Consider the following 14,937-nt stretch of genomic DNA (forward strand, 5'->3'; position numbering starts at 1 on the left):
CATCATGCGAATTGTCGTTCCAGTCGGTCGAGCGCCTCGCTCCACCCTTCCCGGTGGCCGTCGCGGGCAGCTTCGTCGAAGAACTGCTCATGGAGCAGGGTCAGTTCGGTCCCGTCCTGGATCGGCCGGAGTGAAATCGTCACTTGCGATTCGCGCTCGGGCGTCGTGATCCATGCCCAGGAGAAGACCAGCTTCCGGTCGGGCTCCACCTCGCGATAGACGCCGCTGACGTCGTGCTGCTCGCCATCGGTGGCGCGCATGATCACGCGGAACCGGCCGCCGATGCGCGGGTCGGCTTCGGCATGCACGACCTCGGTGTTGTGCGGCCCCCACCACCCGGACATCTGCTCCGGCCGGGTCAAGGCGGCATATACCTTCGCGGGCGGCGCCTTGATGCGGCGGACCAGCGTCAGGCTCGGCTTGGTCGTCATTCATCCTCCTCCACGAGCGTGGCCAGGCGGTCGAGGCTCTCCGACCAGAAGCGCTGGTAGCGTTCCAGCCAGTCGGTCGCTTCCTTCATCGGGCCGGCATTCAACCGGCAGGACACCGTGCGGCCGGTCTTCTTCCGGGTGACCAGCCCGGCATCCGACAAGACGTCGAGATGCTTCATGACCGCCGGCAGCGACATCTCGAAAGGGCGCGCCAGTTCGCTGACCGACAAAGGCTGCTGCTCGCTCAGCCGCGCGATCAGGGCACGCCGCGTCGGGTCGGAAAGCGCGGCGAAGGTGCGATCCAGGGCGGAATCTTGATACTTAACCATCCGGATAAGTATTGCGCGGCGGCGGCCGTTTGTCAATCGGCCATGGACGCAATGCCATGGAACCGCTACCCATGACGCCTCATGGCGATTTCTTAACCGGCCCCCTGTGATAAGATTATTTGTATGACCCAACCCGTGATCGGCCTGACTCTGGATTCCGAAGAGCCGGGCGGCTATTCCAAGTTTCCCTGGTACGCGGTCCGCGAGAACTATTGCGGTGCGGTGACGCGCGCCGGGGGCCTGCCCATCCTGCTGCCGCACGAGCCGGAGCAGGCCGCGGCCTATCTCGACCGGATCGACGGGCTGATCGTCACCGGCGGCGCCTTCGACGTCGATCCCAGCCTGTTCGGCGCGACGAGCCGGCACGCGACGGTGAAGACCAAGGGCCGGCGCACCGCCTTCGAGGCGGCGATGACGCGCGGCGCGCTGGAGCGCGATATGCCCGTCCTCGGAATCTGCGGCGGGCAGCAGCTTCTCAACGTCATCCTGGGCGGCACGCTGATCCAGCACATCCCCGACGAAGTGGGCGCGGCCCTAGCGCATGAGCAACCCAACCCGCGCGACGAGCCGGGGCACAGCGTCCGGGTCGAGGCCGGCACGCTGCTGCACCGCATCTGCGGCGTGGCCGAGCTGTCGGTGAACAGCGCCCATCATCAGGCGGCGAAGGCGGTCGGCCCGGGCATCATCGTCAATGCGGTCGCCGAGGATGGCGTGATCGAAGGCATCGAGGATCCGGGCCGGCGCTTCTGTCTCGGCGTCCAGTGGCATCCGGAATTCTCGATCAGCGTCGGCGACGCGAAGATCTTCGACGCCTTCATCGCCTCCTGTCGCTGAGACAATCGCTCCTCCTGTCATTCGATCCCTTGTCATTCACCGAAGAATGTTGAACATCCCCTGACGCGCTTTACCTCCCTCTCCCCTTGTGCGAGATGGGCAGGGTGAGGGGTTTTGCGCGCGTCCACGCGCGGAAGAATCTTGCCTCACGCCCCCTCACCCTCCCCGTGCTTCGCATGGGTCCCCTTCCTCTCCCACAAGGGTAGAGGGCTTATATCTGCAGGCTTATTCACCGATGGTCCGACATAAGCGCGACAGCGAACTGACCGAAGGCACAAACGAGCGCATCGCCAAGCGCCTTGCGCGCGTCGGCCTGTGCTCGCGGCGCGAGGCGGAGCGGTGGATCGCCGAGGGCCGCGTCATGGTCGACGGCAAGGTCCTGACCAGCCCGGCGGTCAATGTCGGCCCGGCGGCGCAGATCGCCGTCGACGGGCGGCCGATTCCCGAGAAGCAGCCGCCGCGGCTATGGCGCTATCACAAACCACGCGGCTTGGTCACCACGGCGAAGGATCCGCAGGGCCGTCCAACGGTGTTCGACAATCTGCCCGAAGACCTGCCGCGGGTCATCGCCGTCGGCCGGCTCGACCTCGGCTCGGAAGGGCTGCTGCTGCTCACCAATGATGGCGCCCTGGCCCGCCGGCTGGAGCTGCCGAGCAACGCCTGGACCCGCCGCTATCGGGTGCGGGTGCACGGCCGGGTTGATCTCGACCGCCTGGACGCGCTTGCCGAAGGCGTGACCGTCGACGGCGTCGCCTATGGTCCGATCCGGGCCCGGCTCGACCGCCAGCAGGGCGAAAATGCCTGGCTGACCATGAGCCTGAGTGAGGGCAAGAACCGCGAGATCCGCCGCGTCTGCGAACATCTCGGCTGGCCGGTCAGCCGACTGATCCGCGTCGCCTTCGGCCCATTCCAGCTCGGCAACCTGCTGCCCGGTGCCGCTGAGGAGGTGCCGGCGAGGGTGCTGCGCGACCAGCTCGGCTCAGAACCGGAGAGGCCCGCGCCCCGGCGGGCCGCCGCCAAGAAACCCTCGGCGATAAAACATCATGCGAATCGTCGCCGGACGCCATAAGGGCCGGCCCCTGCAGGCGCCCGAGGGACTCGACGTCCGCCCAACCTCCGATCGGGCGCGGCAGGGGCTGTTCAATATCCTGGAGCATGGCGGCTTCACCGAGGACGGCACCTCGCCGCTCGTCGATGCCGTCGTGCTCGACGCCTTCGCCGGGACCGGAGCGCTGGGCTTGGAGGCGCTGTCGCGCGGCGCCGCGCGCCTGACTTGCATGGACAGCGAGCCTCGCGCGATCGCGGTGATCCGCGCCAACGTCGCGACATTGGGCGAGCGTGCCCGGGTGACACTGCACCAGGCCGATGCGACGCGCCCACCGCCCGGCCCGGCCGAACCCTGCAGCCTCGCCTTCCTCGACCCGCCCTATCGCAGCGGCCTCGGCGCCCCCGCCCTCGCCGCCCTTGCCGACCGAGGCTGGGTTGCGGACGGCGCACTCTGCATCGTCGAAGTCGAGGCGAAGGAGAATTTCGCAGCGCCCTCGGGGTTCACGAGCTTTGACGAGCGCCGCTACGGCAAGGCGCGGTTCGTGTTCCTCCGGTTCCGGACATAAGTCACGTCTCAGAAAAGCGCCAGGACGGCAGCACCGCCGGCGACGACGACAACCACCAGCCAGGACGGCGCCTTCCAGACCGTGAGCAGGACGAAGCCGGTCAGCGCCAGCCCGAAATCACCGGGGCTGCGGATCGCGCTGGTCCAGACCGGGTCGTAGAGCGCGGCACCGAGGAGGCCGACCACGGCGGCATTGACGCCGCGCAGGGCAGCCTGTGCGGTGGAGCGGCGGCGGAACGCGTCCCAGAACGGCAGCGCGCCGACGACCAACAGCAGGCCCGGCAGGAAAATCGCGACGAGGCAGAGGGCCGCGCCGGCCACGCCGTTCGGCGCCGGCCCCATCACCGTGCCCAGATAGGCGGCGAAGGTGAAGAGCGGCCCCGGCACCGCCTGGGCGGCACCGTAGCCGGCGAGGAACGCGTCCTCGCCGATCCAACCGGGGGGGACGACCTCCGCCTGCAGCAGCGGCAGCACCACATGGCCGCCGCCGAACACGAGCGCGCCGGAGCGGTAGAAGGAATCGAGCAGCGCGACGGATTGGCCTGGGAGCAGTGCCGCGGCAATCGGCAGCATCCCGAGCAGCAGAAAGAAGAGAGCCAGCGCCATCGCGCCGACCGAACGCGGAATCGGGGCAGATAGATGGTCCGACGGCATGACCGGATCGGCCCGGCAGAGCCACAGGCCGGCCAGACCGCCCAGGAGGATCGCCGCGATCTGGCCGAAGGCGGTGGACAGGCCGAGCACGATCAGCGTCGCCGCGAGCGCGATGCTCGCGCGCTGCCGGTCGGGACAGAGCGTCCGGGCCATGCCCCAGACCGCCTGCGCCACGACCGCGACCGCCACGATTTTCAGCCCATGCAGGATGCCGGCGCCAGCCGTCCCCGCGAAGAGGTCCGCGCCATAGGCGAAGAGGACCAAGACAAGGGCGGACGGCAGGGTGAAGCCGAGCCAGGCGGCTGCACCGCCCGCGAAGCCGCCGCGGGTGAGGCCGAGCGCGAAACCGACCTGGCTGCTGGCCGGGCCGGGCAGGAACTGACAGAGCGCAACCAGGTCGGCATAGGCCCGCTCGTCCAGCCACTTGCGGCGGGTCACCAGTTCGTCGCGGAAATAGCCGAGGTGAGCGATCGGACCGCCGAAGGAGGTGACGCCGAGCTTCAGGAACACCAGGAGAATGCTCAGGAACGAGCGCTCGTCGGCTCCGGCGGCGATTCGGCTCGACGTCGTTTCTTCCATGACCAATCCGATACGGCATGTGAGATGGTTGCGCGGCAACATAGTGGGCCGTAATTACGACGACATGACAACAGAGACCGAGATCGACAAGCAGTGCCGCGCGCGCGCCGGCGTTTACCGCGTCGAGGACGCCCCCCAGGGGGTGCTCCGCCGCGTCTTCCGGCTGCCCGACATCAAGGTCCGCTGTCGGACCCAGGCGGCGGACGAACCGCCGATGTTCGCCCGACCGCGCTTCGGCCGCGATCCGCGCGAAATTTCCGGCGCGCTCGGCGATCTCGGCACGTTCCTGCCGCACATCATCGGCGCGATCACCGTGGTCGGCATGGCGCCTGCCGGCATCCTGACCACCTTCGGACTGTTCTACGCCTTCTCCGGCGCGTTCTACGGCCTGCCGATCGCGATTCAGCCGATGAAGGCGGCTTCCGCCGCCGTGCTGATCGAGCCGATGGACACCCATTCCATCGCCGGCGCCGGGCTGGTGATCGGGCTGTTCTTCCTGATCGTCGGCGCGACCGGCCTCGTCGACCGGATCGCCCGGATCATCCCGCCGACCGTCGCCGCGGGCCTGCAGCTCGGCCTCGGCCTCTCGCTCGCCGCGCTCGGCATCGAGCTGCTCAGCGAGCATCTCTGGCTCGGTCTCGGCATCTGCGCGCTGATCCTGGTGATGCTGCGCAACAGCCGCCTGCCGGCGGCGCTGGCGGCGGTCGTCGTTGGCGTGATCGCCGGGCAGGTCTTCGGCGAGTCGCCGCCCTTCCCGGACCTGGAACTCGGCCTTCACCTGCCGCCGATCGTGATCCCGAGCTGGGAGCAGATCCTGCACGGCACGCAATATGCCGTGCTGCCGCAGATCCCGCTGACACTGACCAACGCGATCATCGTCACCGCCGCGGTCACGCGGGAACTCTTCCCGCGCGAGGTCCATGCGGTCACCGAGCGCAATTTATCGTTGACGACCGGGATCGGCAATTTGCTGGCGGCACCGTTGGGCGGCTATCCGATGTGCCACGGCGCCGGGGGCGTCACCGGGCATTACCGCTTCGGCGCCCGCACGGCGACCGCGCCGCTGCTGATCGGCCTCACCTTCGTGGCGCTCGGCGTGCTGCTGGGCGACGGCGGGTTCCTGCTGCTGCAGCTCGTCCCCGACGCGGTGCTCGGCGCCCTGCTGCTGTTTTCCGGCATCGACCTCGCGCAGTCCTCCAAGCCGCAGCGCTACAGGGACGAGGAGCTGTTCATCGTCCTCACGCTGGCAGCGATCGGCGTCGCCCTCAACCCGGCGATCGCCTTCGCTATCGGCCTGCCGCTGGCCTATGCGGCGCAGCGCGGCTGGCTGCGGCTCTGAAACTCGTCGGACCTCGCCCTTCGACTAGCTCAGGGTGAGGCCCTCATGCTGAGCTTATCGAAGCACGGCGACTCAATCGCGATCAAAGATCAGCCTCACCGCCGCCCGAACAGCCTTTCGATGTCGGCGAGCTTCAGCTCGACATAGGTCGGGCGACCGTGGTTGCACTGCCCGGAATGGGGCGTCGCCTCCATCTGGCGCAGGAGCGCGTCCATCTCCTGCGGGTTGAGGCGTCGGCCGGCGCGCACGCTGCCGTGACAGGCCAGCGTGCCGCAGACCGTCTCCAGCCGCTCCTTCAGCCCGAGCGCCTGGCCGAACTCGGCGAGCTCGTCGGCGAGGTCGCGGATCAGGCCGGGCACATCGGTGGCGCCGAGCAGCGCCGGCACCTCGCGCACCACGACGGCGCCGGGACCGAAGGGCTCCAGCACTAGGCCGAGTTCCGCCAGCTCCGCCGCGCGGGCCGCCAACCGGGCCGCCGCCGGCTCATCTAGCTCCACCACCTCCGGAATCAGCAGGCCCTGGCGCTTTACCCCGCCGTCGGCGAGCGCCTGCTTCATCCGCTCATAGACCAGCCGCTCATGCGCCGCATGCTGATCGACGATCACGATTCCGTCCGCCGTCTGCGCGACGATGTAGGTGCCATGGACCTGCGCCCGCGCGGCGCCGAGCGGATAGGCTTCGGCGGCGGGCTCGGTTTCGCGGGGCTGCGGCTGTCCGGGCGGCGCGGCCGGCGCATCAAAGCCTGGCAGTTCGCCGATCCGGTCAGTTTCCGTCAGCGGCGCGAAGGCGGCCGCCGCCTGCTCGGCGAGGCCGCGCGGTAGCGTCGCATGATGCTGTAGATAGGGTAAGGCCCCGCCGCCAACGGCGGGCCGGAAGCTGCCGAGCGCCGCCGTCGCCACCGTGGTCGAGGCGCGGTGGCCGGCCGCCGCCAGCGCATGCTTGGCACCGCCTACGATCAGCCCGCGCACCAGGCCGGGATCGCGGAACCGGACCTCGGCCTTGGCTGGGTGGACGTTGACGTCCACCTCCTCCGCCGGCAGCTCGAGGAAGAGGGCGACCAGCGGGTGGCGGTCGCGGGCCAGGAAATCCTGATAGGCGCCGCGCACCGCCCCTTGCAGCAACCGGTCGCGCACCGGCCGGCCGTTGACGAACAGGAACTGCATCGCCGCCGTCGCGCGGTTGAGGGTCGGCAGACCGATATGGCCGGTCAGCCGGACGCCCTCGCGCGTGGCGTCGAGCGCCAGCGCGTTGTCGGCGAAGTCCCGTCCCATGATTGCGGCCAACCGCGCAAGCCGCGCCGCCTCCGCACCGCCGACGAGGTCGGGCGCCTGCGCGGCCAGACGCACCACCGCCCGCGTGTCGTCATGGACCGCGAAGGCGATGTGCGGATGCGCCATCGCGAGGCGGTGCACGACATCGACCGCATGGGTGAACTCAGTGCGCGGCGCCTTCAGGAACTTCAACCGCGCCGGCGTGGCGAAGAACAGGTCGCGCAGCTCGATCCGCGTGCCGACCGCCAGCGCCGCCGGCTGCGGCGCGCCCTTCACGCCGCCTTCGACGGTCAGGCTCCAGGCGCTGTCGGCGCCGCGCTTGCGACTGGTCAGGGTCAGCCGGCCGACCGCGCCGATGGAGGGCAGCGCCTCGCCGCGGAATCCCAGGCTGGCGATATGCGTCAGGTCGTCGCCCGGCAGCTTCGAGGTGGCGTGGCGCTCGATCGCGAGCGCGAGCTCGGCGGCATCCATGCCACAGCCGTCGTCGGTCACCGCGATCAGGCTGCGCCCGCCATCGCGCAGGACCACCTCGATCCGGGTGGCGCCGGCATCGATCGCGTTCTCGACCAGCTCCTTGACGGCGGAGGCCGGGCGCTCAACCACCTCGCCGGCGGCGATTCGGTTGATCAGATCGGGCGGCAGCAGGCGGATCGGCATACTGAACTCTCTTGGAGACGGCAGTGATTGAGTCAGCTTCAGAAACCCAGGAGTCGCCCCTCATCTTTCGGCGAGCTCAAGATGAGGACCTCGTGCTGAGCCTGTCGAAGCACGAGCTTCTCAAACGTAGAAGCCGGCGCTCCGTGCCGTCTAGCTGTGACTCCGAACAGTAGCAAACAACTCGGTCAGCGGCCAACGCCGGCGTCAGCTCGCGTCGTCCGGCGCGGATCGGGTCGGGGTGAGGCCTTCGGGCGCGCCGACCACGATCGTGGCGAGGTTCGCCGGATCAAGCAGTTCGCCGGCGACCCGCTTGGCCTCATCGAGCGTCACGCCTTCGATCAGAGCGGTACGCCGGTTGAAATAGTCGATGCCCAGATTTTCGAGCTGCACCGCGACCAGCACCTGCGCTGTGCTGCCCGTGCTGGTGAAGTTCAGGGGATAGGAGCCGATCAGATAGGTCTTGGCGTCCGCCAGCTCCTCCGCCGTGGGTCCCTCCTCCTGCATGCGCCGCCACTCGGCGCGGATCACGTCGATCGACTCGCCGACCCGCGTGTTCTGCGTGGCGACATGCCCCATCAGAAGTCCGGCGTGATCGAGCGGATAGAGATAGGTACCTATGGAATAGGCAAGGCCGCGCTTCACCCGGACCTCCTGCATGAGCCGTGACGAGAACCCGCCGCCGCCGAGGATGTGGTTGACGAGGGATGCGGCGTAAAAGTCCGGATCGTTGCGCTGGAGACCGCGCTGGCCGAACATGACGACGCTCTGCGGCACAGTTCGGTCGACGACGATCAGCTCGCCGGCCGCGCTCGGTGTCACCGGCTCCACGGATACGGGCGTGGCAGCCGGCGGCAGGGCGCCGAAGGTTTCGTCGAGCAGCGGCCCGAGCTCGGCCGCCGTGATGTCGCCGACCACGCCGAGCACCAGATTGTCGCGAGCAAAGCGCTGGTCGACGAAATTGTGAAGGTCCTCCGTCGTGATGCGGCCGATCGTCTCCGGCCTGCCCGACGGCTGACGGCCATAGGGATGATCGGGGAAGGTCGCCCGCCACCAGACGCGATCGGCGATCTCCGTCGGGTCGTTGACCCTGCTGGCGAGCCGAGCCAGAACCTGGCTGCGGATGCGCTCGACCGGTCCGGGATCGAAGCGAGGCTCGGTCAAAGCGAGACGCAGCAGATCGAAGGCAGCATCGCGATTCTCCGTCAGGGTCCGCATCGACCCGGTGAAGCTGTCGCGACCGGCATCGAAACCGAGGTCCACGGCGAGATCGGCGAGACGCTGCTGAAAGGCTTGGGACTCGAGGTCCCCGGCGCCCTCGTCGAGCAGGCCCGACACCATCTCGGCAAGCCCCGCCTTGCCTTCGGGGTCGCTGGCGGCGCCGGCGCGGAAGCCCAGCGCGACCGAGATGATCGGGTTGCCGTGGTCCTCGACCAGCCAGGCCTCGATGCCGCCGGGGCTCACCACCCGTTCGACCGGGATCGCCCGCTCGACCGGATTCGATTGCGCCGACGCGCCACCCGCCGCGGTCATGAGCGCGATCGCGCCGGCGGCGAGAAACTTCTGGACTCGCATCATCCCTTGTCTCCTCAAGAGCGCTGGCTCGGAATGTCTAAGATGTCGGCTTGGGAAGCAGCAGCCCGGTGACCGAAGTCTCCGGCGTCAGAACGGCACGCGCCGCCTCGTTCACTTGCTCGACCGTCACCGCCCCGATCCGCTCGGGCCAGGACTCGACATCCTCGATCGTGCTGCCGGTGGTGAGCGCCGCGCCGAACGTGCGCGCCGGGCCGAAGAGGCTGTCGCGCGCCTTGACCGCGCCCGCCTGCAGTCGTCCCTTCGCCGCCTCGACCTCCGCCTCGGTCACGCCCTCCTTCAGCAGCCGGTCGATCGCCGCATCGATCGCCGCTTCGACGGGCTCGATCTCCGCGCCGGGGAGCGGGCTGCCATAGAAGCCGAAGGTGCCGAGATCGAAGGCGTCGGCGCTGTAATAGGCTCCGGCGCTGGTCGCCACCTTGTCCTCGACGACCAGGCCGCGATAGAGCCGGCCGGGCGGGCCGTCGCCGAGGATCTCGGCCAGCACCTCCAGCGCATAGGCGGCATTCTCCGGATCGCGGTTATAGCTCGGCGCCAGATAGAGGCGCGACCAGGAAGGCTGCTGCACCTGGGCGCTCTCCAACACCACGCGCCGCGGCGCGGTCTGCGCCGGCTCCTCGACCCGCTTGCGCTCCGGTACCGCGCGGCGGGGGACTTGGCCGTAGGTCCGCTCGGCCATCGGCCGGACCTCCTCCGCCGTCACATCGCCCGAGATCACTACGATCGCGTTGTTCGGCGTATACCATTTCTCATAGAAGGCGAGGGCGTCCGCGGTCGTCAGGCCGCGCATCTCATGCTCCCAGCCGATGATGGGCGTGCCATAGGGGTGATGGAGGAACAGGCTGGCGCGCATCATCTCGCTGAGTTGGGCGCCGGGATCGTTCTCGACCCGCTGCCGCCGCTCCTCGAGGATTACCTGACGCTCGGGCAGCACATGCTCGTCGGTCAGCGCCAGGTTTGCCATACGATCCGCTTCGAAGCGCATCATCGTCTCCAGATGCTCGGCGGCCACGGTCTGGAAGTAGGCGGTATAGTCCTGCGCGGTGAAGGCGTTCTCATTACCGCCCAGCCGGGCGACTTCGCTCGAGAACGCGCCCGGCGGCATCGTCTCGGTGCCTTTGAACATCAGATGTTCGAGGAAATGGGCGATACCTGAGTTGCCCAGGGGCTCGTCGGCGGCGCCGACGCGGTACCACACCATATGGGTGACGACCGGCGCCCGATGATTGGGGACCACCACCACCTGCAGCCCGTTGTCGAGCGTGAAGGTCTCCGGATTGAAGACCGCCGCAGGAGCCGGTCCGGCCCCAACGAGGGTAAAGGCGAACAAGGCGCTCAAGCAAAGGCGTCTCGCCAGCGTCGATCGGATCATGCCTGCTCCTGGAAAGGTCTTCGGCAGATAGGCCAGAGAAATTGGCCAAAGATATGGCGATCGATCGCGTCGATTCAAAGGACGGTGTTGCGTTCGCGTCATCGGAACGAGTTGCCGTACCTCATGCTTCGACAAGCTCAGCATGAGGACTCGGTATCCTCATCCCGGGCTTGTTGAGGGACGAAGGGCGAGGCCCGGCCTCACGGAGTTCCGATAGCGCGGGCTAGAACAGCCCTTCGAGCGGCGCGCGCTTCTTGGGCTCGATCGTCGGTGTCTCGCCTGCCGTCACGGGCTTGCCGAGCGCCGCATTCTCCTGGATCCGCTGCTCCTCCTCGGCCGGATCGACGACGGTGCCGAAGGGCTCCGGGTCGCGCCAGAAGATCAGCCGCTCGACGAAATCGCTGTCCTGCTCGACCAGGGCTGCCGTCTCCCGCTCAATTACTGCGCGAATTTCGGGGTTGGCGTCCATGGCCCCCGCCTCTGCCAGAAGGGCCTGCTCGCCCGACGACGGCCCGGTCGGCCGGGCTGTCCCGCCCGTATAGTCACCGCCCAAGGTGCCTCCCGTGCCCCCTCCCAGGGCACCGCCGGGCGTTAGATTCCCGAACATCGCCGTCTGTGTGGAACTCGTCCCGGCTTCGCCGAACACAGCGGATTCCGCCCGATCCCGCGCCGTTCCTTCCTGCGGCCGCGGTGCCCCGGGCTCAGGCGGGCGCAGGGCGAAGTTCGGCGGCAGGCTGAGCGGCGCACGCTGGAAGACCTGGAACTCGTCCGGTGCGCTCTTGGTCAGGCCGAGCGCGTCCTGGGTCTGGCTGCAGCCACTGAGGCCGGCCATGAGGGCGATGGCGGCAAGACCGCGGATACAAGCCTTGGCGGCAAAACCGCCAGTCCAGGCATTCTTTTGCATCTGCATCCTCTCCTGCGGGGGTCCCTATTTAGCGCGTTCCGGCTTATCGAACAACCCGTCCACGATCAGCATCCCGACTCCGACCGTGATGGCGGCATCGGCCAGATTGAAAGCCGGCCAGTGCCAGCCGGCGAGGTGGAAGTCGAGGAAATCGACAACCGCGCCGTACCGCAACCGATCGATGATGTTGCCGAGAGCGCCGCCCATCACCAGCCCAATGCCGACAGCCGGCCAACGGCGGTCGATACGGCCGAGCCACCAAGCCAGGCCGAGGACGATCGCGCCGGCCATCCCCGCCAGTATGAAGGGGCCGGCCGCCGTGTCGTTCGTGAGCAGGCTGAAGCTGATTCCGCGGTTCCAGGCCAGAACCAGGTTGAAGAACGGCGTCACCTCGATCCCGCGCGGCGGCTGCATCACCTGCGACAGGATCACCCATTTGGTGAGCTGATCCAGCACCATCACGAGGCCGGCCAGCGGAATGCCGAGGCGCCACATGCTGTGCGAACGGGCCATCAAGGGCTAATCTGCCGCTTCAGGACGGGACGCCACCACTTCGGCGCAGCGCTCGCAGATATCCGGATGGTCGGGCTGCGTGCCCACCTCGGGCAGGACCCGCCAGCAGCGCTCGCATTTCTCCCCCTCCGCCGGCTCGACGACAACGCCGACGCCCGGCACGTCGGGCAGCGTGAAGGCGCCCTCCGGGGCGGTGCCTTCGACCAGGGCGACCGCGGAGGTGATGGCGATCTCTGCCAGGTCGACCCCGTCGAGAGCGGCAATGAAATCGGCCCCGGCATAGACCGTCGGCCGCGCCTGCAGGCTCGACCCGATGCGCTTGGCGGCACGCTCGAGCTCCAGCGCGCCGGTGACGACCCGCCGAAGCGCGCGCAGCGTCTCCCACTTCTCGGCAAGCCTGTCGTCCCGCCATGTCGCCGGAATCTCGGGAAACAGGCGCAGATGCACACTGCTCTCGTCATCCTGGTTCCGATGCTGCCACGCCTCCTCGGCAGTGAAGCAGAGGATCGGCGCAAGCCATGCGGTGAGACAGGAGAACAGATGGTCGAGCACGGTCCGGGCCGCCCGCCGCCGCGGCGCGTCCACAGCATCGCAATAGAGCGAATCCTTGCGGACGTCGAAATAGAAGGCCGACAACTCGACCGCGCAAAAATTATGCAATGCCGTGAACAGGCTGTGGAAGGTGAACCCCTCTCCCGCGGCGCGGACTTCGCCGTCGAGTTCGTAGAGCCGATGCAGCACCCACCGCTCCAGCTCCGGCATCTCCGACTCCGGCAGCCGTTCGGCCTCGCTGAAACCCGCCAGCGCACCCAGGAGATAGCGCAGCGTGTTGCGCAGCCGCCGATAGGCTTCGGCGTGATGCTTCAGGATCTCCGGCCCGATCTTCAGATCCTCGGAATAGTCGGAGGCGACGACCCAGAGCCGCAGGATGTCCGCGCCGTGCTGCTTCATCACCTGCTGCGGCACGACGACATTGCCCAGCGACTTCGACATCTTGCGGCCCTGCTCGTCGAGCACGAAGCCATGCGTCAGCACCGCCTCGTAGGGCGCGCGTCCGCGCGTGCCGCAGGATTCGAGCAACGAAGAATGGAACCAGCCGCGATGCTGGTCCGAGCCTTCGAGATAGAGCGAGGCCGGCCATTGCAGGTCGTCACGCTTCTCGAGCACGAAGCTGTGGGTCGAGCCGCTGTCGAACCAAACGTCGACGATGTCGGTGACCTGTTCACAGTCGTCGGGATTGTGATCGCTGCCGAGGAACCGTGCCGGATCGCTGGCGAACCAAGCGTCGGCCCCCTCCGCCTCGAAGGCCTCGGCGACGCGGTCGATCACCGCCTGGTCGCGCAAGGGCTGGCCAGTTTTCTTGTCGACGAAGACGGGGATCGGCACGCCCCAGGCGCGCTGCCGCGAGATGACCCAGTCGGGCCGGTTCGCGACCATCGAATTGAGGCGCGTGCGCCCTTGCGGCGGGACGAAGCGGGTTTCCGCGATGGCCTTCAACGCCGTCTCGCGCAAGCCGTTCGTCTCCATCGAGATAAACCATTGCGGCGTGTTGCGGAAGATCAGCGGCGCCTTCGAGCGCCAGGAATGCGGATAGCTGTGGGTCAGCTTGCCGGAGGCCAGCAACGCGCCGGCCTCGGTCAGCGCCGTCACAACGGCCGGGTCGGCATCGCCCTTCTTGCCGTAGGGCGTGAGAACATGGCGCCCGGCGAAGAGCGGGACGTGATCGTAATAGATGCCATCCTCGCCGACCGTCTGCGGCACCTCGACGCCATGCGCCATGCCGAGTTCCCAGTCATCGGCACCGTGACCGGGCGCGATATGGACGAGGCCCGTTCCCTGCTCGGTGGTGACGAAGTCCCCCGGAAGCAGAGGCACGGCGAAATCGTAGCCTTGGCGATGCAAGGGATGATGGCAGACGGTCCCCGCGAGATCGAGTCCCGCGATCGTGGCGATGACCTCATGCGCCGTTGCGCCGGCCTCGGCGAGCACCGTTTGCGCCAGTTCGCGGGCCAGCAGCAGCCGCTCGCCCACGACCGCGCCACCGCCCTCGGCAACCTCCGTGACCTCGACCACGCAATAGTCGATATCCTCGCCATAGGCGACGGCGCGGTTGCCCGGAATCGTCCAGGGCGTCGTCGTCCAGATCACGACGTTCGCGCCTTCGAGCGCGGGAACCGAGGCCGTCACGATCGGGAAGCGCACGAAGATCGTCGTCGAGACGTGATCGTGATACTCGACCTCGGCCTCGGCCAGCGCGGTCTTCTCAACCACCGACCAGAGCACCGGCTTCGAGCCCTTGTAGAGCCCGCCATTCATCAGGAACTTGCCGATCTCGCGGACGATCTGCGCCTCGGCGGCATAGGCCATGGTGGTGTAGGGGTGGCTCCAGTCGCCCTCGACGCCGAGACGCTTGAAGTCCTCCCGCTGCACGTCGATCCAGTGCTCGGCGAACTCCCGGCACTCCCGGCGGAACTCGACGATCGGCACGGCGTCCTTATCCTGCCCCGCCGCGCGATATTTCTCCTCGATCTTCCATTCGATGGGCAGGCCGTGGCAGTCCCAGCCGGGAACATAGTTCGCGTCCTTGCCCAGCATCTGCTGCGAGCGATTGACGACGTCCTTCAGGATCTTGTTCAGCGCGGTGCCCATATGGATGGCGCCGTTGGCGTAGGGCGGACCGTCATGCAGGATGAACTTCTCGCGCCCGCGTGCCTCCGCGCGCAAGCGGCGCCACAGATCCATCGCCTGCCAGCGCTTCAGAATCTCGGGCTCGCGTTCGGGGAGATTGGCGCGCATCGGGAAGCCGGTGCGCGGCAGGAAGACGGTCGATTTATAATCCACGCTGATCTCGC

Annotated in this window: 13 protein-coding genes; 4 read left to right on the forward strand and 9 right to left on the reverse strand. The window is 68.0% G+C overall.

Annotation, left to right across the window (positions count from 1 at the left end):
* Positions 1–2: 2 nt before the first annotated feature.
* Positions 3–431 carry an SRPBCC family protein gene (locus DT069_RS20460; RefSeq protein WP_119462180.1) on the reverse strand — a complete coding sequence of 143 codons (429 nt, stop codon included), beginning with the start codon at positions 429–431 and terminating at the stop codon, positions 3–5.
* A complete protein-coding gene (locus tag DT069_RS20465) occupies positions 428–760 on the reverse strand; it encodes an ArsR/SmtB family transcription factor (protein ID WP_119462181.1) in 333 nt (110 codons plus the stop codon). The genes DT069_RS20460 and DT069_RS20465 overlap by 4 nt, the downstream gene beginning before the upstream one ends.
* A gap of 123 nt (positions 761–883) precedes the next feature.
* Between DT069_RS20465 and DT069_RS20470 the strand changes: the two genes are divergently transcribed.
* The 3 genes from DT069_RS20470 to rsmD all read left to right on the forward strand — a co-directional run bounded on the left by DT069_RS20470 (position 884) and on the right by rsmD (position 3,207).
* A complete protein-coding gene (locus DT069_RS20470; RefSeq protein ID WP_119462182.1) occupies positions 884–1,594 on the forward strand; it encodes a gamma-glutamyl-gamma-aminobutyrate hydrolase family protein in 711 nt (236 codons plus the stop codon).
* 235 nt (positions 1,595–1,829) lie between these two features.
* On the forward strand, positions 1,830–2,663 hold the full coding sequence (locus DT069_RS20475) for a pseudouridine synthase (RefSeq protein WP_119462183.1): 834 nt from the start codon (positions 1,830–1,832) through the stop codon (positions 2,661–2,663).
* Complete coding sequence (gene rsmD / locus DT069_RS20480; RefSeq protein WP_119462184.1) at positions 2,638–3,207, forward strand: 16S rRNA (guanine(966)-N(2))-methyltransferase RsmD; 570 nt, start codon at positions 2,638–2,640, stop codon at positions 3,205–3,207. The genes DT069_RS20475 and rsmD overlap by 26 nt, the downstream gene beginning before the upstream one ends.
* An 8-nt stretch (positions 3,208–3,215) precedes the next feature.
* Here rsmD and chrA read toward each other — a convergent pair whose 3' ends face one another.
* A complete protein-coding gene (chrA, locus tag DT069_RS20485) occupies positions 3,216–4,439 on the reverse strand; it encodes a chromate efflux transporter (RefSeq protein WP_119462185.1) in 1,224 nt (407 codons plus the stop codon).
* A 64-nt stretch (positions 4,440–4,503) separates the two neighbouring features.
* On the opposite strand from chrA, the gene DT069_RS20490 reads away from it, so the two are divergent.
* On the forward strand, positions 4,504–5,778 hold the full coding sequence (locus tag DT069_RS20490) for a putative sulfate/molybdate transporter (RefSeq protein ID WP_162913326.1): 1,275 nt from the start codon (positions 4,504–4,506) through the stop codon (positions 5,776–5,778).
* A 95-nt stretch (positions 5,779–5,873) separates the two neighbouring features.
* Here DT069_RS20490 and mutL read toward each other — a convergent pair whose 3' ends face one another.
* The 6 genes from mutL to ileS form a co-directional block, all read right to left on the reverse strand.
* Entirely contained in the window at positions 5,874–7,706 is a 1,833-nt protein-coding gene (mutL, locus tag DT069_RS20495) for a DNA mismatch repair endonuclease MutL (protein WP_119462187.1), read from the reverse strand.
* Between the two features lie 204 nt (positions 7,707–7,910).
* Positions 7,911–9,281, reverse strand: coding sequence for a M16 family metallopeptidase (locus DT069_RS20500; protein ID WP_425450432.1), 1,371 nt, complete (start codon positions 9,279–9,281; stop codon positions 7,911–7,913).
* Between the two features lie 34 nt (positions 9,282–9,315).
* A complete protein-coding gene (locus tag DT069_RS20505; RefSeq protein ID WP_119462188.1) occupies positions 9,316–10,668 on the reverse strand; it encodes a M16 family metallopeptidase in 1,353 nt (450 codons plus the stop codon).
* 223 nt (positions 10,669–10,891) lie between these two features.
* On the reverse strand, positions 10,892–11,572 hold the full coding sequence (locus DT069_RS20510; RefSeq protein WP_119462257.1) for a DUF3035 domain-containing protein: 681 nt from the start codon (positions 11,570–11,572) through the stop codon (positions 10,892–10,894).
* A gap of 24 nt (positions 11,573–11,596) precedes the next feature.
* Positions 11,597–12,085, reverse strand: a complete 489-nt coding sequence (lspA, locus tag DT069_RS20515) for a signal peptidase II (RefSeq protein ID WP_425450433.1) — start codon at positions 12,083–12,085, stop codon at positions 11,597–11,599.
* A 6-nt stretch (positions 12,086–12,091) separates the two neighbouring features.
* On the reverse strand, positions 12,092–14,932 hold the full coding sequence (gene ileS / locus DT069_RS20520) for an isoleucine--tRNA ligase (RefSeq protein WP_119462258.1): 2,841 nt from the start codon (positions 14,930–14,932) through the stop codon (positions 12,092–12,094).
* Positions 14,933–14,937: the final 5 nt, after the last annotated feature.

Origin of the sequence: Virgifigura deserti (assembly GCA_003576685.1) — a bacterium.
GTDB classification, from domain to species: domain Bacteria; phylum Pseudomonadota; class Alphaproteobacteria; order Dongiales; family Dongiaceae; genus Virgifigura; species Virgifigura deserti.

Bases quoted from the DNA above. Each gene is read 5' to 3' on its own strand.
- DT069_RS20460 (WP_119462180.1), bottom strand. From the start codon at position 431: ATGACGACCAAGCCGAGCCTGACGCTGGTCCGCCGCATCAAGGCGCCG.
- DT069_RS20465 (WP_119462181.1), bottom strand. From the start codon at position 760: ATGGTTAAGTATCAAGATTCCGCCCTGGATCGCACCTTCGCCGCGCTT.
- DT069_RS20470 (WP_119462182.1), top strand. From the start codon at position 884: ATGACCCAACCCGTGATCGGCCTGACTCTGGATTCCGAAGAGCCGGGC.
- DT069_RS20475 (WP_119462183.1), top strand. From the start codon at position 1,830: ATGGTCCGACATAAGCGCGACAGCGAACTGACCGAAGGCACAAACGAG.
- rsmD (WP_119462184.1), top strand. From the start codon at position 2,638: ATGCGAATCGTCGCCGGACGCCATAAGGGCCGGCCCCTGCAGGCGCCC.
- chrA (WP_119462185.1), bottom strand. From the start codon at position 4,439: ATGGAAGAAACGACGTCGAGCCGAATCGCCGCCGGAGCCGACGAGCGC.
- DT069_RS20490 (WP_162913326.1), top strand. From the start codon at position 4,504: ATGACAACAGAGACCGAGATCGACAAGCAGTGCCGCGCGCGCGCCGGC.
- mutL (WP_119462187.1), bottom strand. From the start codon at position 7,706: ATGCCGATCCGCCTGCTGCCGCCCGATCTGATCAACCGAATCGCCGCC.
- DT069_RS20500 (WP_425450432.1), bottom strand. From the start codon at position 9,281: ATGATGCGAGTCCAGAAGTTTCTCGCCGCCGGCGCGATCGCGCTCATG.
- DT069_RS20505 (WP_119462188.1), bottom strand. From the start codon at position 10,668: ATGATCCGATCGACGCTGGCGAGACGCCTTTGCTTGAGCGCCTTGTTC.
- DT069_RS20510 (WP_119462257.1), bottom strand. From the start codon at position 11,572: ATGCAAAAGAATGCCTGGACTGGCGGTTTTGCCGCCAAGGCTTGTATC.
- lspA (WP_425450433.1), bottom strand. From the start codon at position 12,085: ATGGCCCGTTCGCACAGCATGTGGCGCCTCGGCATTCCGCTGGCCGGC.